The organism is Embleya sp. NPDC059237 (assembly GCF_042754105.1).
Classification (GTDB): Bacteria; Actinomycetota; Actinomycetes; order Streptomycetales; family Streptomycetaceae; genus Embleya.
The window spans coordinates 1,548,372-1,574,161 of the sequence record NZ_JBHZAE010000001.1; the positions used below are offsets into that span (position 1 = coordinate 1,548,372).

The following is a 25,790-nucleotide window of genomic DNA, read 5'->3' on the forward strand; positions in this document are numbered from 1 at the left end:
AAAGGCACAACCACCATGAGCGACCAGCAGATCCGCCACCTGCTCAAGCGGCTGACCGTCGAACTGCACGACACACAGGCCCGGTTGGAGGAGGCACGGAACCCGACGCCCGAGCCGATCGCGATCGTCTCGGCGGCCTGCCGGCTGCCCGGCGGCGCGGAATCCCCCGAGGAGCTGTGGCGCATCCTGGCCGAAGGCATCGACGTGGTCGGCGACTTCCCCGCCGATCGAGGTTGGGACGTCGAGGAGTTGTATGATCCGGACCCCGATCGACCGGGGAAGTCGTACACCCGCCAGGGCGCGTTCCTGCCCGACATCGCGGGCTTCGACGCCGAGTTCTTCGGCATCTCGCCACGCGAGGCACTGGCCACCGACCCGCAACACCGGCTCCTTTTGGAGACCGCGTGGGAGCTGTTCGAGCGGGCCGGCATCGACCCCACCACCCTCGCCGGCAGCCGCACCGGGGTCTTCGCCGGCCTCAACGGCCAGGACTACGCGGCCCGGTTGAGCCGGGTGCCCGACGAGGTCGGCGGCTACATCGGCAACGGCAACGCGGCCAGTGTCGCCTCCGGGCGGATCGCCTACTCGTTCGGCTTCGAGGGCCCGGCCGTGACGGTGGACACCGCATGCTCGTCCTCGCTGGTCGCGCTGCACCTCGCGGCCCACTCGCTGCGCAGCGGCGAATGCGACCTCGCGCTGGCCGGCGGGGTGACGCTGATGGCGTCGCCGCTGGGCTTCGTCGAGTTCTCCCGACAGCGCGGGCTGGCCGCGGACGGGCGTTGCAAGGCGTTCGCCGGCGCCGCCGACGGCACCGGCTGGTCCGAGGGCACCGGTCTGGTCCTGGTCGAACGGCTCGCGGACGCCCGCCGCCTGGGCCACCGGGTCCTCGCGGTGCTGCGCGGCAGCGCCGTCAATCAGGACGGCGCCTCCAACGGCCTGACCGCGCCGAACGGACCTTCGCAGCAGCGGGTGATCCGCCAGGCGCTGCGCGACGCCCGGCTGACCGCCGCCGACATCGACGCGGTCGAGGCACACGGCACCGGAACCACCCTGGGCGACCCGATCGAGGCCCAGGCGCTGATCGCGACCTACGGTCGGGACCGGCCCGAGGACCGGCCGCTGTGGATCGGCTCGGCCAAGTCCAACATCGGCCACACCCAGGCCGCCGCCGGGATCGTCGGCGTGATCAAGATGATCGAGGCGATGCGGCACGGCGTACTGCCCAGGACGCTGCACATCGACGAACCGACCCCGCACGTGGACTGGTCGGCGGGCGCGGTCCGGCTGCTCACCGAGGCCCGGGCCTGGCCGGAGACCGACCGGCCCCGGCGGGTGGGGATCTCGGCCTTCGGCGCGAGCGGAACCAACGCACACCTGATCCTCGAACAGCCCGAGGCCGCCGATCGGGGCCTGCCGGCCGAACCGGGGCAGGCGAGTACGCGGCGACCGTCGGGAGCGACGCCCTGGCTGCTCACCGCCAGGACCCCAGCCGCGCTGCGCGCCCAGGCGGCCCGACTGGCCGCACATGTGCGTGGTGCGGCGCCGGGGAGTGCCGATGTGCTCGACGTCGGCTATTCGTTGGCCACCGCCCGGGCCCGGTTCGACGAACGCGCGATCGTGGTCGCCGACGACCCGGCGGGCTTTTTGGCCGGCCTCGACGCGCTCGCGGCCGACACGCCCGCCGCCGGCCTCGTACGCGGCGGCGCGGGCGGATCGGGGCCGCTGGCCTACCTGTTCACCGGGCAGGGCAGCCAGCGTGTCGGCATGGGCCGCGAACTGCACGCCGCACAACCGGTGTTCGCCGCCGCCTTCGACGAGGTCGCCGAGGCGCTCGACGCCGAGCTGGCCGGGCACGTTCCGTACCCGCTGCGCGACGTGGTGTTCGGCCTGGTCGAGGACGCGGCCGAACAACTCGACCGGACGGTGTATGCACAACCGGCGCTGTTCGCGATCGAGGTGGCGCTGTACCGGCTGTACGCGTCCTGGGGCCTGCGGCCGGACTTCGTCACCGGACATTCGCTCGGCGAACTGACCGCCGCACATGTGGCGGACGTACTCACCCTTCCCGACGCCGCGACCCTGGTCGCGGCCCGGGCCCGGCTGATGCAGGCGATGCCCACGACCGGCGCGATGGTCGCCGTCCAGGCCACGGAGGAGGAGGTCGCCGCCGCGCTGACCGGTCGGGAGAGCGAGGTGGCGGTGGCGGCGATCAACGGGCCACGCTCGATCGTGCTGTCCGGGGCCGCCGAGGCGACGCTCGCGGTCGCCGCCGAGTTCGCCGCACGGGGCCGCAAGACCAAACAACTGCGGGTCAGCCACGCGTTCCACTCGCCGCTGATGGCCGGGATGCTCGACGAGTTCGGCCGGATCGCGGCCGGTCTGACCCACCACGCGCCGCGCATCCCGGTGATCTCCAACCTCACCGGTCGACCCGCCGACGCCGGGCGACCGCTCGACGCCGCGCACTGGGTGGCACACGTTCGGCACGCGGTGCGGTTCCGGGACGTGATCGCCCACCTGGCCGACGCGGGCGTGACCACCTACCTGGAACTGGGACCCGACGGGGTGCTGACCGCGATGGCCCAGGACAGCCTGGCGGACGCGGACGCGGGTGAGGGCGGCAACGCACCGGCGTTCGCCGCCGCGCTGCGCCGGGATCGGCCGGAGAACGAGACCGCGCTGCTTGCCTTCGGCACGGCCCATGTGCACGGCGCGGCGGTGGACTGGCCCGCGTGGTACGCCGGTTCCGACACCCGGCGGGTCGACCTCCCGACGTACGCCTTCCAGCACCGGCGGTTCTGGATCGACCAGCCCGCCGTGGGTGCCGACGACGCCTCCGGGCTCGGGCTCGGCGCGGCCGATCACCCGCTCCTCGCCGCGTCGTTGCGGGTGGCGGGCGGTGCGGCCGACGGCGGCGCGGAGACGGTGGTGCTGACCGGGCGGTTGTCCCTGCGCAGCCATCCGTGGCTGGCCGGACACGTGGTGTTCGGGTCGGTCCTGGTGCCCGGAACTGCGTTCGTGGAGGCGGCGATCCGGGCCGGGGACGAGGTCGGCCTGGACACCGTCGAGGAGTTGGTGATCGAGGCTCCGCTGATCCTGCGCGAGCGCGACGCGGTACAGCTTCAGGTGGTCGTCGGGGCTCGTGAATCCGCCGACCGTCGGCCGATCGCGGTGTACGCACGACCGGCCGACGCCGATGGCGACGCGCCCTGGACCCGGCACGCGGTGGGCTTCCTGAGCACGTCGCAGGACCCGCGGCAGGCCGCCGAGGCCCCGGCCCGGTCCGGCGACGCCGGGACGTGGCCGCCCGCCGGCGCGAGCCCGATCGACGTCTCGCAGGCGTATGCGGCCCTGGCCGAGGCGGGCATCGACTACGGCCCGGCCTTCCGCGGCCTGCGCGCCGCCTGGCGGCTCGGCGGCGAGATCCTGGCCGAGGCCGCGCTGCCGGCCGACGAACACCGGGACGCGCCCCGATTCGGCATCCACCCGGCCCTGCTCGACGCCGCGCTGCACATCGCCTCGGTGCGGAGTCTGGCCGACCCGGACGCGGCCGAGGGGCGCCGACTGCCGTTCGCCTGGAACGGGGTACGGCTGCACGCATCCGGCGCGACGGAGCTGCGGATCCGGATCGGCTCGACCGGCCCGGGCGAGCTGACCTTCACGGCCGCCGACGGGAACGGCACGCCGGTGGTTTCGATCGAGTCCCTGGCCACCCGGACGGTGACGGCGGATCAGCTGGAGGGGGCGCGAACGCCGGAGCGGGACGCGCTGTTCGAGGTGGAGTGGGTCGCGGGAGCGGCGCCGGTCGGGACTCCGGGCGAGGACGGCCGGGAGTTCGGTGCCGGCGCGGTGGTCGTGGCGGTGCGGCCGACGGAGCAGGACGCGTCGGCTTCGGCACATCGGGAGACCGCGCGGGTGCTGGAGGTCCTGCGGTCGGAGGCCGAGCGGATCGTGGTGCTCACACGCGGCGCGTTCGCGGTGGCCGCGGGGGAGGATCCCGACCCGGCCGCCGCGGCGGTGGCCGGTCTGGTGCGGTCGGCGCAGGCCGAACAGCCGGGCCGAATCGTACTGATCGACTACGACGGGGAGCCGGCCTCGGAGGCCGCGCTCGGCGCGGCCCATGCGGGTGCGCGTGACGCCGACGAACCGCAACTGGCGGTGCGCGGCGGGGCGTTGTTCGTGCCGAGACTGCGGCGGATCGAGGCGGCGGCGGTCGGGTCCGGATCGGTCGGTTCGGGGACGGCCGGTTCGGCAGCGGTCGGTTCGGGGTCGGTCGAGGATACGCGCGGTTGGGATCCGGACGGGACCGTCCTGGTGACCGGCGGTGTGGGTGTGCTCGGGGCCCTGGTCGCCCGTCACCTGGTGACCGAACACGGCATGCGGCGGCTGCTGTTGACCGGCCGTCGCGGACTCGACACGCCGGGCGCGGGCGAGTTGTCGGCCGAGCTGACCGAGCTCGGCGCGGAGGTCACCGTCGCGGCGGCCGACGTGGCCGATCGGGACCAGCTGGCCGCACTGATCGCGAGCGTGCCGGCGGCCTATCCGCTCACCGCCGTGGTGCACGCGGCGGGCGTGATCGACGACGGCGTGGTCGACGCGCTCACGCCCGAGCGGCTGGCGGCGGTACTGCGGCCCAAGGTCGACGCCGGATGGCACCTGCACGAGTTGACCCGGCATCAGGACCTGGCGGGCTTCGTGCTGTTCTCCTCGGTCGCGGGTGTGCTCGGCGGGCCCGGACAGGGCAACTACGCGGCGGCCAACGGCTTCCTGGACGCGCTCGCGCTGCACCGGCGGGCGCTCGGGCTGCCGGCGGTGTCATTGGCGTGGGGGATGTGGGCCGAGGCGGGCGGGATGACCGCCGGGTTGGCGGAGGCGGACCGGCGGCGTGCGGCCCGGGCCGGCATCCGGCCGCTGGCCACGGCGGACGGACTGCGCCTGTTCGATCACGTGGTACGGCCCCGAGGCGGCGCCGACGGTCCGGACGCGGCCGTGCCGATCCCGGCGCCGCTGGATCTGGCCGGCCTGCGGGCCCGGCCGGACGCGGTACCGGCGCTGCTGCGCGGGCTGGTCCGGCCGAGCCGACGGATCGCCACGGCGGCGGCCCCGTCGGCGGGTGGCGGCGCGTTGACCGCCCGACTGGCCGGCCTGAGTCCGGCCGACCGGGAGCGGGAACTGCTCGACCTGGTCCGCGCCGAGGTCGCGGGCGTCCTCGGCGCCGACCCCGAAACGCTCGGTGCACGACGTGCGTTCGGCGAGGTGGGCATGGACTCGCTCACGGCGGTCGAGCTGCGCAACCGGCTGGGCGCGACCACGGGTCTGCGGCTGCCCGCGACGCTGGTCTTCGACCACCCGACCCCGGCCGCCCTCGCCGAGTTCCTGCGCGGCGAATTGCTGGGCGAGGCGGCGGGCGTGCCCGAGCCGATCCCGGCCGTGGCAACGCCCCTGTCGGGCACGGACGATCCCATCGTGATCGTCGGTACCGCCTGCCGGCTGCCGGGCGGCGTCTCGTCCGCCGGCGACCTGTGGCGGCTGGTGGCCTCCGGTACCGACGCGGTGGGGGCGTTCCCCGAGGATCGTGGGTGGGACGTCGAGGACCTGTTCGACCCGGACCCGGAGGCGGCCGGCAAGTCCTACACCCGACACGGTGGATTCCTCTACGACGCCGCCGAGTTCGACGCCGGCTTCTTCGAGATCTCGCCCCGGGAGGCGCTGGCCACCGACCCGCAGCAGCGACTGCTCCTGGAGACGACCTGGGAGGTGATCGAGCGGGCCGGGATCGACCCGACCACGCTGCGTGGCAGCCGGACGGGTGTGTTCGCCGGGGTGATGTACCACGACTACGCGCCGCACCCGGGCAACGTACCTGCCGCCCTGGAGGGTTACGTCGGCAACGGCAACGCGGGAAGTGTCGCGTCGGGCCGGATCTCGTACTCGTTCGGCTTCGAGGGCCCGGCGGTCACGATCGACACGGCGTGCTCGTCGTCCCTGGTCACCCTGCACCTGGCCGCACAGTCGTTGCGCCTGGGCGAGAGCGACCTGGCGATCGCGGGCGGGGTCGCGGTGATGGCCTCCCCCGGCGCGTTCACCGAGTTCTCCCGGCAGCGCGGACTGTCCGTGGACGGCCGCTGCAAGGCGTTCGCGGGCGCGGCGGACGGCGTCGGCTGGGCCGAGGGCGTCGGACTGGTGCTCCTGGAGCGGCTGTCGGACGCCCGGCGCAACGGGCATCGGGTACTGGCGGTCGTCCGGGGTTCGGCGGTCAACCAGGACGGTGCGTCGAACGGGTTGACGGCGCCCAATGGCCCGGCGCAGCAGCGGGTGATCCGGGCGGCGTTGGCGAACGCGGGCGTGCCGGCGGCCGAGGTGGACGTGGTGGAGGCGCACGGGACCGGGACGACGTTGGGTGATCCGATCGAGGCGCAGGCGTTGTTGGCGACCTACGGGCGGGATCGGCCGGCGGATCGACCGTTGTGGTTGGGGTCGTTGAAGTCGAACATCGGCCACGCCCAGGCCGCCGCCGGGGTGGCCGGGGTGATCAAGATGGTGGAGGCGCTGGGCCACGGGGTGTTGCCGAAGACGCTGCACGTGGACGAGCCGACGCCGCATGTCGACTGGTCGTCGGGCGGGGTTCGACTGCTGACCGAGGCCCGTCCCTGGCCGGAGACCGGGCGCCCGCGCCGGGCCGGAGTCTCGTCCTTCGGGGTCAGCGGGACCAACGCGCACGTGATCCTGGAGCAGGCTCCGCCGGACGCCGCCCCTGAGGTCGCCGACCCGCACCGGGACCCCGACGTGGTGCTCCCGTGGCTGATCTCGGCCAAGCGGGCACCGGCCCTGCGCGGCCAGGCCGCTCGGCTGATCGACACGCTGGCGCAGGCCGACCTCGAACCGGTGGACGTCGGCGCGGCGCTGCTCGCCTCGCGCGCGGCCCTGGAGGAGCGCGCCGTGCTGATCGGCGCCTCGGACACACTGCCCGACGAGCTGGGCGCGCTGGCCCGGGGCGACTCCGCGGCAGGTGTGGTGACCGGGTCCGCGACGGGCACCCTCGGTCGGACCGTGTTCGTGTTTCCGGGTCAGGGTTCGCAGTGGGCCGGGATGGCCGCGGAGCTGTATGGCCAGTCTTCGGTGTTCGCGTCGCGGTTCGGTGAGTGCGCGAAGGCGTTGGAGCCGTTCGTGGACTGGTCGGCGGTGGATGTGTTGACCGGGGCGGAGGGTGCGCCGTCGTTGGATCGGGTGGATGTGGTCCAGCCGGTGCTCTGGGCGGTGTTGGTGTCGCTTGCCGAGGTCTGGCGCTCGTTCGGGGTCGTCCCGGATGCGGTGGTGGGGCACTCGCAGGGTGAGATCGCGGCGGCCGTGGTGGCCGGCGGGTTGTCGCTGGATGACGGCGCGCGGGTGGTGGCGCTGCGGAGTCGGGCGATCGTGGCGCTGTCCGGGCGTGGCGGCATGGCATCGGTGGCGGAGTCGGTGGAGGTGCTTCGGGAGCGTATCTCGGCGTGGGATGGGCGGATCTCGGTTGCGGCGGTGAATGGTCCGGGTCAGGTGGTGGTGTCCGGGGAACCGGACGCGTTGGCCGAGTTGGTGGCGGCTGTGACCGACGAGGGTGGTCGGGCGCGGTTGATTCCGGTGGATTACGCGTCGCATTCGGCGCAGGTGGAGGAGATTCGGGACCGCATCGTTGCCGACCTGGCGGGGATTACGCCGGTTTCCGGGTCGGTGCCGCTGTGGTCGACGGTGACCGGTGAGTGGCTGGACACGGCCGAGATGGATGCCGCGTACTGGGCGACCAACCTGCGCGAGACCGTGCGCTTCGAGGACGCGGTGCGCGGGCTGGCTGTGTCCGGGCACGGCGTGTTCGTCGAGACCAGTCCGCACCCCGTCTTGGTGGCGGCGATCCAGGAGACCCTGGAAGTCGCAGCGGCGGGCCGTTCCCTGGTGGTCGGTACGTTGCGCCGCGATCAGGGCGGCGCGCAGCGCCTGTACACCTCGCTGGCCGAGGTTTGGGTACGCGGGGTGGAGGTCGACTGGAGCGTGGCCTATGCGGGATTCCACGCCCGGCCGGTCGAGTTGCCGACCTACGCCTTCCAGCACGAACGCTTCTGGCTGGACGGGAGCCGGACGGCCGTGGGTGGAGGTACAAGCGCGCTCGGGCTGCCGGGTGCGGCCGAATCGGGTGCCGATTCGGCAGCCGGGCCGGTACTCCCGGGTCGTCTCGCCGGTCTGGCCGGCTCCGAACGCGTGACTGCCGTACTGGAGTTCGTGCGGGCCGAGACGGCGGTCGTGCTCGCGCACGGGAACGCGGCCTCGATCGAGCCCGAACGTGCTTTTCGGGAGCTGGGGTTCGACTCGTTGACCGCCGTGGAGCTGCGCAACCGGCTGAACACCGGCTCGGGTCTGGAGCTGCCCGCGACCTTGATCTTCGACTACCCCACCCCGGCCGATGTCGCCGAATTCCTCGCCGAGCGGCTTGCCGCCGCCGACCCCGGCCTGCTCCTGCCCGATGCGCTGGCCGAACTCGACCGGCTGGACGCCACGTTGACCGCCGATCTCGGCGACTCTGCCCAGCGGTTGGCGATCATCGAGCGACTGCGGGTGCTGACCGCCAAGTGGGACGCCCCGGCACTCGGCTCGGCATCCGGCTCGGCGTCCGCCGACCCGGACGAGATCGATCTGGACAGTGCCACCGACGAGGAACTGTTCGGCCTGCTCGACGGCAACGTCGAATCCTTCTGATCCCCGGACCCCCGACCGACCACCCCAGGCCCCATCACTCAGGAAAGGCAGCTCCATGTCCGACGAAGACAAGCTCCGGGGATATCTCAAACGTGCGCTGGCCGATGTCCGCGAGGCCCGCAAGCGGGTCCGCGAGGTGGAGGCGAGTCGGCGCGAGCCGATCGCGATCGTCGGGATGGCCTGCCGGCTTCCGGGCGGGGTGACCTCGCCCGAGGACCTGTGGCGGTTGGTCGAATCCGGCACCGACACGGTCGCCGAGGCGCCCACCGATCGCGGCTGGGACCTGCGCGACCTCTACGACCCGGATCCCGACCGGCCGGGCACCACCTACACGGTGGCCGGCTCCTTCCTGCCGGACGCGGGCGACTTCGACGCGGCGTTCTTCGGGATCTCGCCGCGCGAGGCACCGGCCACCGACCCCCAGCAGCGGCTGCTCCTGGAGACCGCGTGGGACGCCTTCGAGCGGGCCGGGATCGACGTCACCGGCCTGCGCCGCAGTCGCACGTCGGTGTTCACCGGGATCGCGGGGATCGACTACGCGCCCGCGCTCGACCAGGTGCCGCCGGAGCTGGAGGGCTATCTCGGCACGGGCACGCTCGGCAGCGTCGCGTCGGGCCGGATCTCGTACACCTTCGGCTTCGAGGGTCCGGCGGTGACGGTGGACACCGCGTGCTCGTCGTCGCTGGTCGCGCTGCACCTGGCAGCACAGTCCCTGCGCGGCGGGGAATGCGATCTCGCGGTCGCGGGCGGTGCGACGGTGATGGCCTCGCCGATGGGCTACGTCGAGTTCTCCCGGCAGCGCGGGCTCTCCGTGGACGGCAGATGCAAGGCGTTCGCCGCGTCGGCCGACGGCACCGGTTGGGCCGAGGGGGTCGGCGTACTGATCCTGGAACGGCTCTCCGACGCCGAACGCCTGGGCCACGAGGTGCTCGCGGTGGTACGTGGCAGTGCGGTCAACCAGGACGGCGCCTCCAACGGCCTGACCGCGCCGAACGGTCCGGCGCAGCAGCGGGTGATCCGGGCGGCATTGGCCGGCGCCGAACTGTCCGCCGACGACGTGGACGTGGTGGAGGCGCACGGGACCGGGACGACGTTGGGTGATCCGATCGAGGCGCAGGCGTTGTTGGCGACCTACGGGCGGGATCGGCCGGCGGACCGGCCTTTGTGGTTGGGGTCGTTGAAGTCCAACATCGGTCATGCGCAGGCGGCTGCGGGTGTGGCCGGGGTGATCAAGATGGTGGAGGCGCTGCGGCACGGCGTGTTGCCGCGGACGTTGCACGTGGACGAGCCGACGCCGCACGTGGACTGGTCGTCCGGCGGGGTGCGGTTGTTGACCGAGGCCCGGCCGTGGCCGGAGGTGGATCGGCCCCGGCGGGCGGCGGTGTCGGCGTTCGGGGTGAGCGGGACCAACGCGCATGTCATCCTCGAACAGCCCGCCACCGAGGGTGAACCTACCGACGAGCGACCGGTGTCGGATGACGTCCTCCCGTGGGTGTTGTCGGCGAAGACCCCGGAGGCGTTGCAGGCCCAGGCGGCGCGGTTGCTCGACCGGCTCGATCGGGACGCCGCCTCGCCATCGACCGCCGACGTCGGTTTCTCCCTGGTCACCACGCGGGCGGCGTTCGCGGAGCGCGCGGTGGTGATCGGTGACCGTCGAGGGTTGATCGAGAACCTGGACGCGGTGCGGCGCGGCGAATCGGCGGCCGGAGTGGTCTCGGGGTCGGTCGGTCCGGTGGGTCGGACCGTGTTCGTGTTTCCGGGTCAGGGTTCGCAGTGGGCCGGGATGGCCGCGGAGCTGTATGGCCAGTCTTCGGTGTTCGCGTCGCGGTTCGGTGAGTGCGCGAAGGCGTTGGAGCCGTTCGTGGACTGGTCGGCGGTGGATGTGTTGACCGGGGTGGAGGGTGCGCCGTCGTTGGATCGGGTGGATGTGGTCCAGCCGGTGTTGTGGGCGGTGTTGGTGTCGTTGGCGGAGGTGTGGCGGTCCTTCGGCGTGACGCCGGATGCGGTGGTGGGGCACTCGCAGGGTGAGATCGCGGCGGCGGTGGTGGCCGGCGGGTTGTCGCTGGATGACGGCGCGCGGGTGGTGGCGCTGCGGAGTCGGGCGATCGTGGCGCTGTCCGGGCGTGGTGGGATGGCGTCGGTGGCGTTGCCCGAGCCGACGGTGCGGGAGCGTATCTCGGCGTGGGATAGGCGGATTTCGGTTGCGGCGGTGAATGGTCCGGGTCAGGTGGTGGTGTCCGGGGAGCCGGATGCGTTGGCCGAGTTGGTGGCGGCTGTGACCGACGAGGGTGGTCGGGCGCGGCTGATTCCGGTGGATTACGCGTCGCATTCCGCGCAGGTGGAGGAAATTCGCGCGAGGATCGTCACGGATTTGGCCGAGATTGTGCCGGTTTCCGGGTCGGTGCCGCTGTGGTCGACGGTGACCGGTGAGTGGCTGGACACGGCCGAGATGGATGCCGCGTACTGGGCGACCAACCTGCGCGAGACCGTGCGCTTCGAGGAAGCGGTGCGCGGGCTGGCCGAATCCGGACACGGCGTGTTCGTCGAGGCGAGTCCACACCCCGTGCTGACCGCCGCAATCGAGGCCACGTTGGAGGAGACCGGTCCGGAACACGCCGTGGTGGTCGGCACGTTGCGCCGCGACCAGGGCGGCGCGCAGCGCCTGTACACCTCGCTTGCCGAAGCCTTCGTGCGGGGAGTCCAGGTGGACTGGACCACCGCCTTCGCCGAACACCAGCCCCGGCGTGTGGCGTTGCCCACCTACGCGTTCCAGCGTCGGCGGTACTGGCGCGAGACACTGAACCGCCCCGCCGCCGGTGCGTCGTCGTTGGGCCTGCGGTCGGTGCGGCATCCGTTGCTCGGGGCCTCGGTGGGCACCGGCGACGGGGACGATGTCCTGCTGACCGGACGGCTGTCGCTTCGTACACATCCGTGGCTGGCCGATCACGCGGTCCGCGACACGGTGTTGTTGCCCGCGTCGGCCTTCCTGGAGCTGGCCGTGCGCGCCGGTGACGAGGTCGGTCTCGGCATGGTGGACGAACTCGTGATCGAGGCGCCGCTGATCCTTGCCCATGAGGGCGACGACGCCGAAGTCGCCGACTCCGACGCCGGCGTGCACATCCAGGTCGCGGTGGGCTCGGTGGGCGAGGACGGGCGGCGGCGGTTCGCGATCTTCTCCCGGGACGAGGCGGCGGGGGACGGCGCGGAGTGGGCGCGACATGCCGGCGGCTTCCTCGCACCGGAGTCCGCCGAGGACGACGTCCTTCCGGATGTGGGAAGTTGGCCGCCCGCCGACGGGGTGTCGGTGCCGGTCGAGGACGCGTACGAGGTGCTGGCCGCGGCCGGGATCGACTACGGGCCGGTGTTCCAGGGGCTGCGGGCCGCGTGGCGGACCGGCGAGGCGTTGTTCGCCGAGGTCGGGGCGTCGGGGGAAGGGAAGGATCAGGCCGCGGAGTTCGGGTTGCATCCGGCGCTGTTGGATGCCGCGCTGCATGTGGCGGTGGTCGATGCGTTGCGGCGCGCCGAGGCGGCCGGCGAGGAGGTCGGGACGAGCCTGGCCTACGCGTGGAACGCGGTACGGCTGCATGCGGCCGGGGCCGCCCGGCTGCGGATTCGGCTCACCCCCGCCGGGCCGGACACGGTGGCGGTGGCGGCCTGGGACGAGACCGGCGCGCCGGTGCTTTCCGTCGGGTCGCTGACGTCGCGTCCGGTGCCCACCGGGCGGCTCGCGGACGGGACCGGTTCGCGTGCCCGGTCGGGCGACGCCGGTGCCGGGCGGCGCAAGCGGCGCGTGGCGCGTACCGCCCCGGCGGTTGCCGAATCGGGCCTCGGTCGGCGGCTCGCGGCGGCCGGCGCGGGGGAGCGGGACGAGATCCTGGTGGACCTGGTCCGCACCGAATTGGGCGTGGTCCTCGGCCATGCCGCCGACGAATCGGTGGACGCGGAACAGGCGTTCCTGGAGGTCGGCCTGGACTCGCTGACCGCCGTCGAACTGCGCAACCGGCTCGCCACGGCGACGGGCCTGCGGTTGCCGGCGACGGTGACCATCGCGCATCCGACCCCACGAGCCCTCGCCCGGCATCTGGGCACCGCGCTCACGGAGCAGGGCACGTCGCGCGACGAACAGCCGAGTTCGACGCCGACGGGGTCCGACCGGGTCAAGGGCGCGCTCGCATCGTTCTACGTGCAACTGTGCGCGGCCGAGAAGTACACCACGGCCGCCGAGGTGATCATGGCCTCGGCGGGGCTGCGGCCCTCCTTCGCGGAGTCCGAACGGGATCGGCACGTCAAGCCGGTGTTGCGGTTGGCGACCGGTGTGGCCGGGCCGAAGATCGTCTGCTTCCCGTCGCTCAGCGCGATCTCCGGACCGCACGAATACGCCCGGTTCGGGCAGGTGTTCCAGGGCGAGCGGGACGTGTTCGTGATCCAGACGCCGGGGTTCGTGGCCGACGAGTCATTGCCGGATCACGCGGACGCGCTGCTGCGGATGCACGTGGAGACCGTACGCGCCGCGGTGGGGGACGAGCCGTTCGTCGTCGTCGGCCGCTCGATGGGCGGATGCATCGCGCACGAGGTGACCCGACGTCTGGAGGCCGAGGGGGTGTACCCGGTCGGGCTCGGCCTGGTCGACACCTTCCCGATCGACACCGCCCTGGTGCCGGGCATGGACTGGTGGCTGCCCGCGATGATCGAGGGGATGCTCGGGCGCGTCGCCCAGTACGACATGACACTCGACGACACCAACCTCAGCACGATGGGGCTCTACCAGAGGTTGTTCGCGGACTGGAAGCCTCGGCCGATCGCCACCCCGACGCTGGTCGCGCAGGCGGATACGCCGGTGGCGGGCACCGTGATCGACCCCGAGGGCCGGTGGGACTGGCGGGCGTACTGGCCGCTGCCGCACGACCTGATCGAGATCACCGGCGACCACTTCACCGTCCTGGAGGACCACGCCGACCTGACCGCGGCGACCATCGTCGACTGGGCCGCCGGGTTGGCCGGATGAGCCCGCCCCCATCACCCCCACTGCCACCGCCACTGCGATACGACATCACTTCGAGGCTGGGACATTCATGACGAAGGTATTGACCCCGGTGGACCTCGCCGAGATCCACCGCACGCTCGCGCTGTTCGCGCACGTCTTCGACAACGGTGACGTGGACGGACTCGACCTCGTGTTCACCGAGGACGTCGTGGTCGAGATCGGCACCGGGCCCAAGCGAGCCTTCCACGGCATCGCCGAGTTTGCCGAATACACCCGGAGCAAGAGCGCGGCGACGCCCGACCACCACACGGTCAACACGACCGTCGAGATGGACGAGCACGGCCAGGTCCAGACGCGCAGCCGCTACATCGGGATCAACCCGGCCGGTCGGATCACCGGCGGCGAATTCCTGGACATCCTCCGGAAGACCCCCGCCGGCTGGCGGATCGCCTATCGGCTGAGCCTGCCGCGCGCCCCCCGCGAGGCCGGGGCGGGCGTGAGCAGGGTCGGCTTCCCGCTCGCGGTCCGGCTCGCCGAGGTGGTCGCGCCGTGACCGGCGGCCCCGCGCTGAGCGCGGCGGACGTCGCGGAGATCCACGACACCCTCGCGCAGTTCGCGCATGTCTTCGACAACGACGAAGTCGGGGACCTGCACCGGGTGTTCACGGACAACGCGGTGATCGAGAACACGATCGGCGCCGGCTACACCATCGAAGGCATCGCCTCGGCACGGCAGTTCACCGGCCGACGCAGTCCGGACACCCCCGACCACCAGACGCTCGACACCGTGCTCCTGGTGGACGCGGGCGGTACGGTCCGGGCCCGCAGCCGCTACATCGCGACACTGATCGACGGCGAGGTACACGGCGGCGACTACTACGACATCCTCGAACACACGCCACGCGGCTGGCGGATCCGGTATCGGGTCTCGGTACCGAGGCATCCGATCCTGGACGCCGTGGAGCTGCCGGCGGAATTCGCCGAGGCGTGGCGGCCCACGGCGGAGAATCTGGTGCGGTTCACCCGGAGCTGACGGCGATACCGACGCCGACGGGCGGACCGGGGCGGGGCCGACGGCGGCCCCGCCCCGAGCGCATCAGTCGCCGTGCCGCACCACGATCGCCGTCACCGCGATGCCCAGATCCACCTGCCACCGTCCCGCGAACCCGTCCAGCGGTCGATCCTCGATCAGCAGCCGGGCGTCGAACGTGCCCGCCGGGTCGAATTCGAGTTCGGCCTCGGCGAAGTCCAACCAGCGCGAGGTGAGCGGGAACCACGCCTTGTAGACGGACTCCTTGGCGCTGAACAGGAGCCGGTCCCACGCGATCTCCGGCCGATCGGCGGCCAGTGCGCGCAGGTGTTTACGCTCGGTCTCGGACGTGACCACCTCGAGGACGCCGTCGGGCAGCGGCCCCGCCGGCTCCGCGTCGATGCCCAGGGTCAGCACCGCGCCGGCATCCGCGACCACCGCGGCCCGATACCCGTCGCAGTGCGTCATGCTGCCGACCACACCGGTCGGCCAACCGGGCGCACCGCGCAGCCCCGGCAACAACGGCGCGGCCGGCACGCCCATTCGGGCCAACGCACGCCGCGCGCACCGTCGGACGGTGGTGAACTCGCGGCGCCGCTTGTCCACGGCGTTCGCGAGCAGCGCCTCCTCGGCCGGGTACAGCGGCGGCCCGTCGGGGTCGTCGAAGCACTCCTCGGCGAACACCCCGGGCGGCAGGATGCGGTCGATCATCGTCATCGGGCACCCGCCGATTGCCCCGAACGGCCGGCTCCGGCGGTCCCGGCGACCTCGGCCGGCAGGATCCGGCGCGGAATCGGCCTGCGCAGCCCGTTCTTGCGCTCGCGCGGATAGCCGAGCGAGACCTCCTCGAACCGCACCCCGTCGTACCAGGTGGTGCGCGGGATGTGCAGGTGGCCGTACACCACGGCGGCGGTCGGGAAACGCCGATGCCAGTCGGCGGTCAGGTCGGTGCCGCACCACTGGGCGAACTCCGGGTACCACAGCACGTCCGTGGGCTGCCGGACCAGCGGGAAGTGGTTGACCATCAGGAACGGCGCCGCCGGATCGGCCGCCGCCACGAGCCGGTCCTCGGTGTACGCCACCCGAGCCCGGCACCAGTCGCCGCGGGTCGGATACGGATCCGGGTGCAGCATGAACTCGTCGCTGCACACCACACCGGCCTCGTACGCGGCGTCCAACGCCTGCTGCTGCGTCGACGCGCCCGGCGGCCACCACGTGTAGTCGTAGAGCACGAACATCGGTGCCACGGTGACGGTTTCGCCCGGGCCGTCCCAGACCGGGAACGGGTCCTCGGGGGTCAGCACCCCCAACTCCCCGCACATCGCCACGAGATGCCGGTAGCGCTCCTCGCCGCGCAGTTGCACCGGGTCGTCGTTGGTGGACCACAACTCGTGGTTGCCCGGCACCCAGATCACCCGGGCGAAGCGCTCGGCGAGCAGGCGCAGGGTCGAGGCGGTCTCCTCGACGTGCTCGGCCACGTCGCCTCCGACCAGGATCCAGTCCTCGTCGTGCCCCGGCCGGATGCCCTCGACGAGTCTGCGGTTGGACGGAATGGCGGAATGCAGGTCGCTGACGGCGTACAGGGCGCGCTCGGGCGAACGGGCAGTGCTCATCGATCGACCATAGGCGGATCCGGGCCGCCGAGGGAAGGCCGACGCGGCCGCGCGGGGGGTCTGCGCAAGCCCGGCGCAAGGCGGCGTAGGGGTTGGTCAGGGGTACGCCATACGCCCGTCATATGTCACCGTCGTGAGAGAGCAGGACCGGACGCCACAGGCAGCGCCACAGAGAGGGAAGAGCCGTTGCGGTACGAGATTCTCGGCCCCGTGCGGATCGTCGACGGCGCAACGCCGCGCACGATCGCGGCGCCCAAGCCGGAAACGCTCCTCTCCGCCCTGCTCGCGCGGCGGGACCAACTGCTGACGGTCGACCAGATCGTCGCGGAGATCTGGACCGACGCCGGGCCGCAGCGGGCGAAGTCGACGGTGCACGTGTACGTTTCCCGGCTGCGGGCGATGCTCGGCGCGCCGGGACCGGCCCGCACCGGCCCATTGGCCACCTGCGCCGGCGGCTACGTGCTGCACACCGGTCCGGACCGCCTCGACGCCGACACCTTCCACCGCCTGGTCGAACGTGGTCGCGCGGGCGCGCGGGCCGGGCGGTACCACGAGGCGGCCGAGGTGTACACGAGCGCGCTCGACCTGTGGCGCGGACCGGCCTACGCGGGGGTGAGCCTCGGGCCGATCGTTCGGGCACACGCCGCGCGGTTGGAGGCGTCCCGGCTGGAGTGCCTGGAGTTGCTGGTGGAGGCGAACCTCGCGCTCGGCCGGCACCGGGAGACGGTGGCCCGGCTGTACGCGCTGACCGGTGAGTATCCGCTGCACGAGAACTTCGCCCGGCACCTGATGGTCGCGCTGTACCACTGCGGCCGGCGCGGCGACGCGCTCGCGGTGTACCGCGACACCCGCACCGCGCTGCGCGAACTGCTGGGCCTGGAACCGTCCCGGGCGCTGCGTGAGATCCAGCACGCGGTGCTCACCGGGGCCGAACCACTGGGCGCGCGCAAGGACTCGATGGCAGGCTGACGGTCACGCAGCACGATCATTCGGTGACGATCAGAAGGGCCCTGCCATGAGTACCGCCTCCTCCGTATCGGACACCTGGATCCGCCGGTTCCATCCGGCCGCCGATCGGGTGCCACGCCTGGTCGCGCTGCCGCACGCGGGCGGCTCGGCGAGTTTCTGGTTCCCGCTGTCGGCGGCGCTCAAGGAGCGCGTCGAGGTGCTGGGCGTGCAGTACCCGGGGCGTCAGGACCGGCGCGCCGAACCGCTCATCGAAGACATCGAGACCCTGGCCGAGCGCATCACCGAGGCCCTGGATCCCTGGCTGGACGAGCAACTTCCGCTGATCCTGTTCGGGCACAGCATGGGCGCGGTCCTCGGCTTCGAGGTGGCCCGGCGGTTGCGGATCCCGCCCGCCGCGCTGATCGCCTCCGGGCGCCGGGCCCCGGACCGACAGCGTGACGAGCGGGTGCACCTGCTCGACGACGCGGGGCTCGCCGCCGAACTGCGCTCGATGAGTGGCACGGACGCGAGCCTGCTGGCCAACGACGAGGTGCTGCGGATGGTGCTGCCCGCGCTGCGGGCCGACTACCGCGCGATCGAGACGTACCGGTGCACCCCCGGCGCGCCGCTGGAGTGCCCGATCACCGTGCTGATCGGCGACCGGGATCCGAAGGTCACCCTGGATGAGGCCACGGCCTGGCGCGACCACACGAACGGCACGTTCGCGCTGCACACCTTCACCGGTGGCCACTTCTATCTGACCGACCACCAGGCCGCGGTCACCGCGCGCATCGCGGACGCGATCGACGCGGCGACCGGACGGGGATAGCGGGGTCCGAGGGGCGCGACCGTCGGGCGCTCGCTCGAATGGGTTCCGCGCGGGCCCGGGTTCGAGGGGCGTCGGGCGGTCCGGAACGCGCGGGTCGGCGGGTGACCGGCCGGATGTATCGGCCATTCGGGTGTATCGGGGCGCGGCGGCTCGGCCGGCGGCGGTGTCGGGGCCCGTCGATGATCGAGGCATGGCCGGTCACGATCATGTTCATGCCGTGTTGCCCGAGATTCCGCCGATGCTGGCCACCGCGGCGCCGCTGCCCGGGGAGGAGTACCAGTTCGACTGGGGCTTCGAGGTCAAGTGGGACGGGGCCCGTACGGTGGCGTACTGCGCGGGGGACAGGGGGCTGCGCCTGCTGGCGCGCGACGGGGCGGACGTGACCCGGGTGTACCCGGAACTGGCCGGCCTGGGCGAGCAGCACGGACAGCGCCAGGCCGTTTTGGACGGCGAGATCGTGGTCCTGGACGACCGGGGGCGCCCCGACCACGCGCAGCTGCGCCGGCGCATGGGTGTGGTCAACCCGCGCAAGGTGGCCCGGCTGACCATCGACGCGCCGGTGCACCTGATGTTGTTCGACCTGATGTATCTGGACGGCCGGCCGTTGCTGCACACGCCGTACCGCGAACGGCGGATGTTGCTGGCCGGCCTCGACTTGGCGGGCCCGCGCTGGTCCACTCCGGAATGGATCGAGGGCGACGCGCGGCGCGCCTGGGCGACCAGCCTGCACCAGGGCCACGAGGGCGTCGTCGCCAAGCGGCTGGCCTCCGAATACCAACCCGGACAACGCTCCCCGGACTGGATCAAGGCCAAGCACGTGGAGACCCACGACGTGGTCATCGGCGGCTGGATCGAGGGCCGGGGCGAGCTGCGGGGCCTGCCGGGGGCGTTGCTGGTCGGCGTCGCCGCACCCGACGGCCTGCGCTACGTCGGCACGGTCGAGGACGGCCCGACCCTGGCCGAGCGCGGCGAACTGGGCGAATACCTGGGCGCGCTGGCGCGCGCGGACTCGCCGTTCGCGGGGATGGTGGACGTGCCCGGCGCCCAGTGGGTCGACCCCCGCTTGGTCGCCGAGGTCACCGCCTGGGGCTGGACACCGGAGGGCCGCCTGCGCCACCCCACGTGGCAACGCCTGCGCCCGGACCTGCCGGGCAGGTAGCGGACCCCCTCACGAGGGGCGCACACGGGGACGATGACGCACCGGCGCACGCCGACTACCGTCCGCTGCCCCACGGATGGCATCCTGACCGACATGGACGAGCAGAACGCCGACCCACGCCGGCCCCGGCACATCATCGGCGTCGGCGGGACCCACCACGCCACACCGGCCGAGATTCGAGCGGAGCTTCCCGCCGAACTCCGCGAGGAGTTCGAGGCCGAGTACGGCAAGGCCCTCGACGCCGCCCGCGACGGTGACCTCATCCCGCTTGCCGAAATGCTCGGGCCCTGGCAGGCCGAGGTTCGCATGCGCCGCAGCCCCGACTGGCCGGAGACCGAGGAAACCATCCGACGGCTCAACGCCGGCCTGCCCGTGGACACGGTGCCCGCTCACACGGACGAATGGGAGAGCCCCCCATGAGCTACACCGTCGAGTCCACCTACACCGTGCAGCGGTGGCTGAAGGGCGCGCCCTCGCATGCGATCGGTGCCTACAACGACATGGTCTCCCGACTCGCCTCCGACCCATGGCGAGTAGGCTCGCCGACCAGGTCCGCGAACATGCGCGAGTACGCGTTCTGCGTGGAGGGCACCGCGACTTTCGTCATTGAGGATCGATGCGTGACGGTCACGATCGTGCAGATCAGCTGATCGTTCGGCTGGCCCGTACGCGCCGCCGGCGGTCCGCGGACCGACCCGCCGGCTACTTTTCCGGGTGGGTGAAGCCGCGGGCGATGACCATGCGTTGGATCTGGTTGGTGCCCTCGAAGATCTGCATGATCTTCGCTTCGCGCATGTAGCGCTCGACCGGGAACTCCCGTGTGTAGCCCGCGCCGCCGAAGACCTGGACCGCGTCCGTGGTGACCTTCATTGCCGCGTCGGTGGCGATCAGCTTGGCCACGCTGGCCTGGCGGCTGTACGGGCGACCCAGATCGCGGCGGCGGGCCGCGTCGAGGTAGGTCGCGCGGGCCGAGTCGACGGCGGCGGCCATGTCGGCCAGGAGGAAGCCCAGGCCCTGGTGGTCGACGATGCGGCGGCCGAACGTGGTGCGCTCGTTGGCGTATTCGACCGCGGCGTCCAGGGCGGCCTGAGCCAGACCCGTCGCGCAGGCCGCGATGCCCAGCCGGCCCGAGTCCAGGGCGCTGAGCGCGATCGCCAGCCCCTGACCCTCCGCGCCGATCAGCCGATCCCGGTCCAGGACCGCGCCGTCCCAGAACGCGCTGGTCGTCGGGACCGCGTTCAGGCCCATCTTCGCCTCGGGCCGACCGAAGGCCAGCCCCTCCGCCTCGCCCGGCGCCAGGAAGCACGAGATGCCCCGGCCGCCCTCGCCGGTACGCGCGAACAGGGCGTAGAAGTCGGCCTTTCCGCCGTGCGTGATCCACGCCTTGGTGCCGGTGATCCGGTATCCGTCGGCGATCGGCCGCGCCTTGCACACGATCGCGGCCGCGTCGGAGCCCGCGTGCGGCTCGGACAGGCTGTAGCCGCCGACCAGGCGGCCCTCCAGCATGTCGGGCAACCAGCGCTCCCGCTGCGCGGCCGAGCCGTAGGTGGCCACCGGGAAGCAGGCCAGCGTATGCACGCTCGTGGCCACCGCGACCGCCGCCCAGCGCGCGGCCAACTCCTCCAGCACCTGGAGGTAGACCTCGTACGGCTGACCGCCGCCGCCCTCCTCCTCCGGGTAGGGCAGCCCGAGCAGGCCGACCTCGCCCAGGACGGCGAACAACCCTTCCGGGTACGACTCCTCGCGCTCGTGCCGGGCGGCCACGGGCGCCAGTTCGCGGTCGGCGACGGTACGGGTGAGGTCGAGCAGATCCTCGGCGTCCCGGGTGGGCAGGAGGCGGTCGACGGTCACGGCTGCTCCGGAGGTCGGGGAGGTCGGGGGTGGGGGATGGAGCGGGGGCGGGCCGCGGTCAGTTCGCCGGGACCAGCGGCGGGCCGGCCGGGGCGGCGACCGAGGCGGGCGCGGTGAGTTCGGCCAGGGCGGCGCGCGCGGCGGCGCGATACTCGGCGACCCGGGCGAGCTTGATGTCCTCGTAGCCCCGGATCGTCTCGGGCAGCGCCACCAGGGCGATCACCGCGTCGACGTTGTCGGCGGTCAGCTCGCGCAGCGCCGTCCGGACCAACGTACGGTATTCGGCGACCAGTTCGCGCTCGACCCGACGCACCTCGGCGTAGCCGAACACATCCCAGCGGGTGCCGCGCAGGCCGCGCGCCGCGCGCAGTGCCTTGAAGGCCGGCACCGCCGTGCGCCGCAGCCGGATCTTGCGCTTCATCCCGAGGTAGCGCAGCACCGGCGGGTGCAGCAGCACCGAGACCGCCGCGTCTGGGCCGAACTCGGCGTCGCGCCGGGCCTGTTCGACCGGGTCGAGGTGCAGGCGGGCCACCTCGTACTCGTCCTTGTAGGCCATCAGGTGGTGCAGCGCCCTCGCATAGGCCACCGCGACCCGCTCGCCGCCCTCGGCCCCCGCGCGTTCGACGGCCAGGGTCCGGATCGTGCGCACGTCGTCGGCGTAGCGGTGGGCGTAGGCCGCGTCCTGGTACCCCGTCAGATTGGCGATCCGGGTGCCGAGCACCTCGCGCAGCGCCGCTTCGCCGCCGGAGCGGTCGGCCAGGGCCACCGAGGCCGCGTCCACCGGGACCACCGCGAGCGGCGGCGCGGCGACCGCGGCGGCCAGTACCGCGGCCGGGTCCACGGCCAGCGCCCGACCCCACCGGAACGCCGCCAGGTTCTTGTCCACCGCCGCGCCGTTGAGCGTGATCGCCTGCTCGATCGCCGCCGCGCTCAGCGGCAGGCAACCGTGCTGGAACGCGGCGCCGACCAGGATCATGTTGGCCGGCATGTGGTCGGCGAACAGCGCCTCGGACAACCCGAGCGCGTCCACGAACAGGTTGTCGGCCCGCCGGGTCGCGGTGTCGATCCGCTCCAGCGTCTCGGTCGGCGAACCGGGCAGCGCGATCTGGTTGGTGACCATCGCGGCGGTGGGCACGATCGCGGTGTTGACCACGGCGACGGTGCGCTCCGGGTCGGCGGTGGCCAGGTTGCTCTCCGCCGCCGCGCCGAGCAGGTCGAAGCCGATCAGCACGTCGGCGCCGGAGCGCGAGGCGCGCAGCGCGCCGTTGATCGGCCGGGTGGAAAGGCGCAGGTCGGACACCACCGGTCCGCCCTTCTGGGCCAGGCCGGTCTGCTCCAGGCCGGCCGCGTAGAGCCCGTCCATGTGCGCGGCCATCTGCAGGATCGAGGAGACGGTGACCACGCCGGTGCCGCCGATGCCGGGCATCCGCACCAGCAGGTCGTCCGCGCCGAACCGGCGCTCGGGCAGGGCGGGTTCGAGCGGCAGGTCGGGTATGGCCCGGGCCTTGCGGGTGCCCGGCTCGACCAGCAGGAAGGACGGGCAGTCGCCGTTCAGGCAGCTGAAGTCGGAGTTGCACGAACCCTGGTGGATGTGCGTCTTGCGGCCGAACTCGGTGTCCACGGGCTGCACCGACAGGCACGACGACTTGTCGCCGCAGTCGCCGCAACCCTCACACACGCGCTCGTTGATCACGACCTTCTCGGCCGGGGTCGGCAACTGCCCACGCTTGCGCAGTCGACGCTCCTCGGCCGCGCACCGATCGTCGTGGATCAGCACGGTGACCCCGTCGAGCGCGGACAACTCGCGCTCCACGTCCTGGAGTTCGTCGCGGTGCCTAACGCTCGCGATCGGGTCGAGCCGAACTCCCCGGTAGCCGCGCGGGTCGTCGGTGGTGACCACCACGCGGCGCACCCCCTCGACCGCGAGCAGTCGGGTCAACGCCGGTACGTCCAACCGGCCCTCGGCCTTTTGGCCACCCGTCATCGCGACCGCGTCGTTGTACAGCAACTTGTAGGTCATCTTGGTGCCGGCCGCGACGGTGGCGCGGATGGCCAGCGAGCCCGAGTGGTGGAAGGTGCCGTCGCCGAGGTTCTGCACGAAGTGCTTGTCGTCGGTGAACGGCGCCAGGCCGATCCACTGCGCGCCCTCGCCGCCCATCTGGGTCAGCCCGAGCTGGTGCCCGCGGCCCTTGCCGTCGAGCGCGATCATCACGTGGCAGCCGATGCCGACGCCGACCAGGGTGTCGTCGGCGGTGCGGGTGGAGGCGTTGTGCGGACAGCCGGAACAGAAGTACGGGGTGCGCGAGGCCAGCATCGGCAGCGCGATCCGGGCGCGGCGCTTGGGGGCGAGCGTGGCGAGGTAGGCGCCGGCGGACTCGGGCAGCCGGTCCGCGCCGAGCCGGGCGGCGATCGCGCGGGCCACGTCGTCGGCGCCGAGCGTGCCGCGCGCGGTGAGCAGCGGGCGGCCGGTGTCGTCGCGCCGACCGACGATGCGGGGCGCGTTCGGGCGCCGGTACAGCGCCTCCTTGAGCCGGGCCTCCAGGAACGGCACCTTGTCCTCGACCACCAGGACCTCGTCCAGGCCGTCGGTCAGCTCGGCGAGTTCCGCGTCGTCCAGCGGGAACGGCATGCCGATGCGGATCAGCCGGATGTCCGGGGCCGCGTCGTCGGTCAGACCGAGGTCGGTCAGCGCGCGGCGGACCACCGAGAACGACACGCCGGCGGCGAGGATGCCCAGCCGGGCGTCGGGGGTGTCGTGCACGACCTTGTTCAGGCCGTGCTCGCGGGCGTACGCGCGGGCCAGGTCGAGCCGGCGGGTGATCAGGTCGTGCTCGGCGTCGAGCGCGGCCGGACCGACCAGGGTCGGCAGCGTGCCGCGCTTGGTCGCGGCCGGGACCGGGATGTCCTTGCCCCACCCGGACACGTCCACCGTGGTCGACGCGTCGGCGATGTCGGCGACGATCTTCAGGCCGGTCCACAGGCCGCAGGCGCGCGACATGGCCACCGCGTGCAGCCCGAACTCGACGATCTCGCCGACCGTGCCGGGGGCGAGCAGCGGCATCGACAGGCTTTCCATCATCGGCTCGCACGAGCTGGGCACCGTCGACGACTTGCTGCCCGGGTCGTCGCCGATCCACGCGACGGCACCGCCGAGGGGTGCGGTGCCGGCCATCGTGGCGTGCCGAATCGCGTCGGCGGCGCGGTCCAGGCCCGGGTTCTTGCCGTACCAAAAGCCGGTCACCCCGGCGTACCGGGCGCCCGGCGTCTGGTCCACCAGCTGGGTCCCGGCCACGGCGGTCGCGGCCAGCTCCTCGTTGAGTCCGGCCTGGAACACCACCCCGGCCGGGTCCAGGAACCGCTTGGCGCGCCCCATCTCCAGGTCGACACCGCCCAGCGGCGAGCCCTGATAGCCGCTGACGAAGACCCGGGTGTCCAGTCCGCGCTCGGTGTCGAGGCGACGCTGTTCCAGGGTCAGGCGGATGAGCGCCTGTACGCCCGAGATCAGCACGCGGCCCTGGCCGGCGGCGTACTTGTCGTCCAACGAAACCGACGGAGAAGCCTGATCTGCGCGCACGGGAGCCTCCGTCGAAACCGGATGGTGGGGTGGGGTGCGGTAAGCACACCAACGGCTCGCCCTCGACGCAAGTACCTTGCGGGATTTACCTTGAAAGACGCAAAGATATTGCTGTCGAGGTGTTCTGGGGCGCAGTGCTTTGCGTGTGAAGCACGTCACCGGAGGGGTGGTCCGGGCCGGGCGCCCGACGGCCGATGGGGTGACGGGCTCCGTTCGGCGGACGCGGGGTCGGGGTAGCCCATGACCGCGACGCCGATGGTCGGCGGGCGAAGGGCGGCGGCGGGATGGGCGATCCGGTGGTGCGCGAGCTGCACGAACTCGACGAGTTCCGGGAGGTCGAGCGGCTGTACGACGAGATCTGGCCGCACGTCGCGGGGCAGGGCCGGGTGCTGACCGTCGAGCTGATGCGGGCGCTGGACCATGCCGGCAACTACGTGGCCGGGGCGTATCGGGGCGGCCGGCTCGTCGGCGCGTCCGTGGCCTTCTTCGGCGCGCCGATCGGCGAGACGCTGCACTCGCATGCGACCGGGGCCGTGGCCGGGAGCGGGGTGGGCTTCGCGCTCAAGCGGCACCAGCGGGAATGGGCGCTCGCGCGCGGGCTGAGCCGGATCACCTGGACGTTCGACCCGCTGGTTCGCCGGAACGCCTACTTCAACCTGGTCAAACTGGGTGCGCGGCCGGAGGAGTACCTGCCGAACTTCTACGGCGACGACATGGTGGACACGGTCAACAGCGGGGATCGCAGCGACCGGGTGCTGGCCGTGTGGCGGTTGCACGACGCTCGAGTGCGGGCGGCCGTGGGGGACGCGGCGGTGTCGGATGCGGTGGTGCGGGCCGAGCCGGCCCTGGTGGAGCGCGACGGCCGGCCGGTGTTGCTGCGGACCGACGCCGAGGTGGTACGGGTCGCGGTGCCCGCCGACATCGAGGCGATGCGCCGGACCGACCCTGAGGCGGCCGGGGCCTGGCGGTCGGCGCTGCGCGAGGTACTGGGCGGGCTGCTCGACGCCGGGGCGCGGGTGGTCGACTTCGACCGGGAGGCCGGCTACCTGGTGGCGCGCCGGGGGTGACGACGCGCGTCC

The 25,790-nt window shown here is 72.7% G+C and carries 12 protein-coding genes and 2 pseudogenes; 10 read left to right on the forward strand and 4 right to left on the reverse strand.

From position 1 onward, the window contains the following. Positions 1–111: 111 nt before the first annotated feature. The 4 genes and pseudogenes from ACFXKZ_RS06650 to ACFXKZ_RS06665 all read left to right on the forward strand — a co-directional run. Positions 112–12,445 (forward strand): annotated as a pseudogene (locus tag ACFXKZ_RS06650) (acyltransferase domain-containing protein); the annotation flags it as partial. Positions 12,446–12,616: 171 nt separating this feature from the next. Further along, positions 12,617–13,729: pseudogene (locus tag ACFXKZ_RS06655) on the forward strand (thioesterase domain-containing protein); the annotation flags it as partial. Between the two features lie 67 nt (positions 13,730–13,796). Next, positions 13,797–14,261, forward strand: a complete 465-nt coding sequence (locus tag ACFXKZ_RS06660) for a nuclear transport factor 2 family protein (RefSeq protein ID WP_379997073.1) — start codon at positions 13,797–13,799, stop codon at positions 14,259–14,261. Then, positions 14,258–14,740 carry a nuclear transport factor 2 family protein gene (locus ACFXKZ_RS06665; protein ID WP_379997075.1) on the forward strand — a complete coding sequence of 161 codons (483 nt, stop codon included), beginning with the start codon at positions 14,258–14,260 and terminating at the stop codon, positions 14,738–14,740. Before ACFXKZ_RS06660 ends, ACFXKZ_RS06665 begins: the two co-directional genes overlap by 4 nt. Before the next feature lie 63 nt (positions 14,741–14,803). Here ACFXKZ_RS06665 and ACFXKZ_RS06670 read toward each other — a convergent pair whose 3' ends face one another. Beyond that, on the reverse strand, positions 14,804–15,448 hold the full coding sequence (locus ACFXKZ_RS06670) for a 4'-phosphopantetheinyl transferase (protein WP_379997330.1): 645 nt from the start codon (positions 15,446–15,448) through the stop codon (positions 14,804–14,806). 2 nt (positions 15,449–15,450) lie between these two features. Beyond that, entirely contained in the window at positions 15,451–16,350 is a 900-nt protein-coding gene (locus ACFXKZ_RS06675; protein WP_379997077.1) for a metallophosphoesterase family protein, read from the reverse strand. A 186-nt stretch (positions 16,351–16,536) separates the two neighbouring features. Between ACFXKZ_RS06675 and ACFXKZ_RS06680 the strand changes: the two genes are divergently transcribed. The 5 genes from ACFXKZ_RS06680 to ACFXKZ_RS06700 all read left to right on the forward strand — a co-directional run bounded on the left by ACFXKZ_RS06680 (position 16,537) and on the right by ACFXKZ_RS06700 (position 19,936). Next, positions 16,537–17,319, forward strand: a complete 783-nt coding sequence (locus ACFXKZ_RS06680; protein WP_379997079.1) for a BTAD domain-containing putative transcriptional regulator — start codon at positions 16,537–16,539, stop codon at positions 17,317–17,319. Positions 17,320–17,365: 46 nt separating this feature from the next. Beyond that, a complete protein-coding gene (locus ACFXKZ_RS06685) occupies positions 17,366–18,127 on the forward strand; it encodes a thioesterase II family protein (protein ID WP_379997081.1) in 762 nt (253 codons plus the stop codon). A gap of 190 nt (positions 18,128–18,317) precedes the next feature. Beyond that, complete coding sequence (ligD, locus tag ACFXKZ_RS06690) at positions 18,318–19,286, forward strand: non-homologous end-joining DNA ligase (RefSeq protein ID WP_379997083.1); 969 nt, start codon at positions 18,318–18,320, stop codon at positions 19,284–19,286. Between the two features lie 93 nt (positions 19,287–19,379). Continuing rightward, complete coding sequence (locus ACFXKZ_RS06695) at positions 19,380–19,706, forward strand: DUF6247 family protein (protein ID WP_379997085.1); 327 nt, start codon at positions 19,380–19,382, stop codon at positions 19,704–19,706. Then, positions 19,703–19,936, forward strand: a complete 234-nt coding sequence (locus ACFXKZ_RS06700) for a hypothetical protein (protein WP_379997087.1) — start codon at positions 19,703–19,705, stop codon at positions 19,934–19,936. The genes ACFXKZ_RS06695 and ACFXKZ_RS06700 overlap by 4 nt, the downstream gene beginning before the upstream one ends. 52 nt (positions 19,937–19,988) lie before the next feature. Here the strand turns inward: ACFXKZ_RS06700 and ACFXKZ_RS06705 are convergent, their stop codons facing one another. Next, on the reverse strand, positions 19,989–21,137 hold the full coding sequence (locus ACFXKZ_RS06705; RefSeq protein WP_379997089.1) for an acyl-CoA dehydrogenase family protein: 1,149 nt from the start codon (positions 21,135–21,137) through the stop codon (positions 19,989–19,991). Positions 21,138–21,195: 58 nt separating this feature from the next. Then, entirely contained in the window at positions 21,196–24,711 is a 3,516-nt protein-coding gene (locus tag ACFXKZ_RS06710; protein WP_379997091.1) for an indolepyruvate ferredoxin oxidoreductase family protein, read from the reverse strand. A 284-nt stretch (positions 24,712–24,995) separates the two neighbouring features. Here ACFXKZ_RS06710 and ACFXKZ_RS06715 point away from each other — a divergent pair, with 284 nt between their 5' ends. Beyond that, complete coding sequence (locus ACFXKZ_RS06715) at positions 24,996–25,778, forward strand: GNAT family N-acetyltransferase (protein ID WP_379997093.1); 783 nt, start codon at positions 24,996–24,998, stop codon at positions 25,776–25,778. Positions 25,779–25,790: the final 12 nt, after the last annotated feature.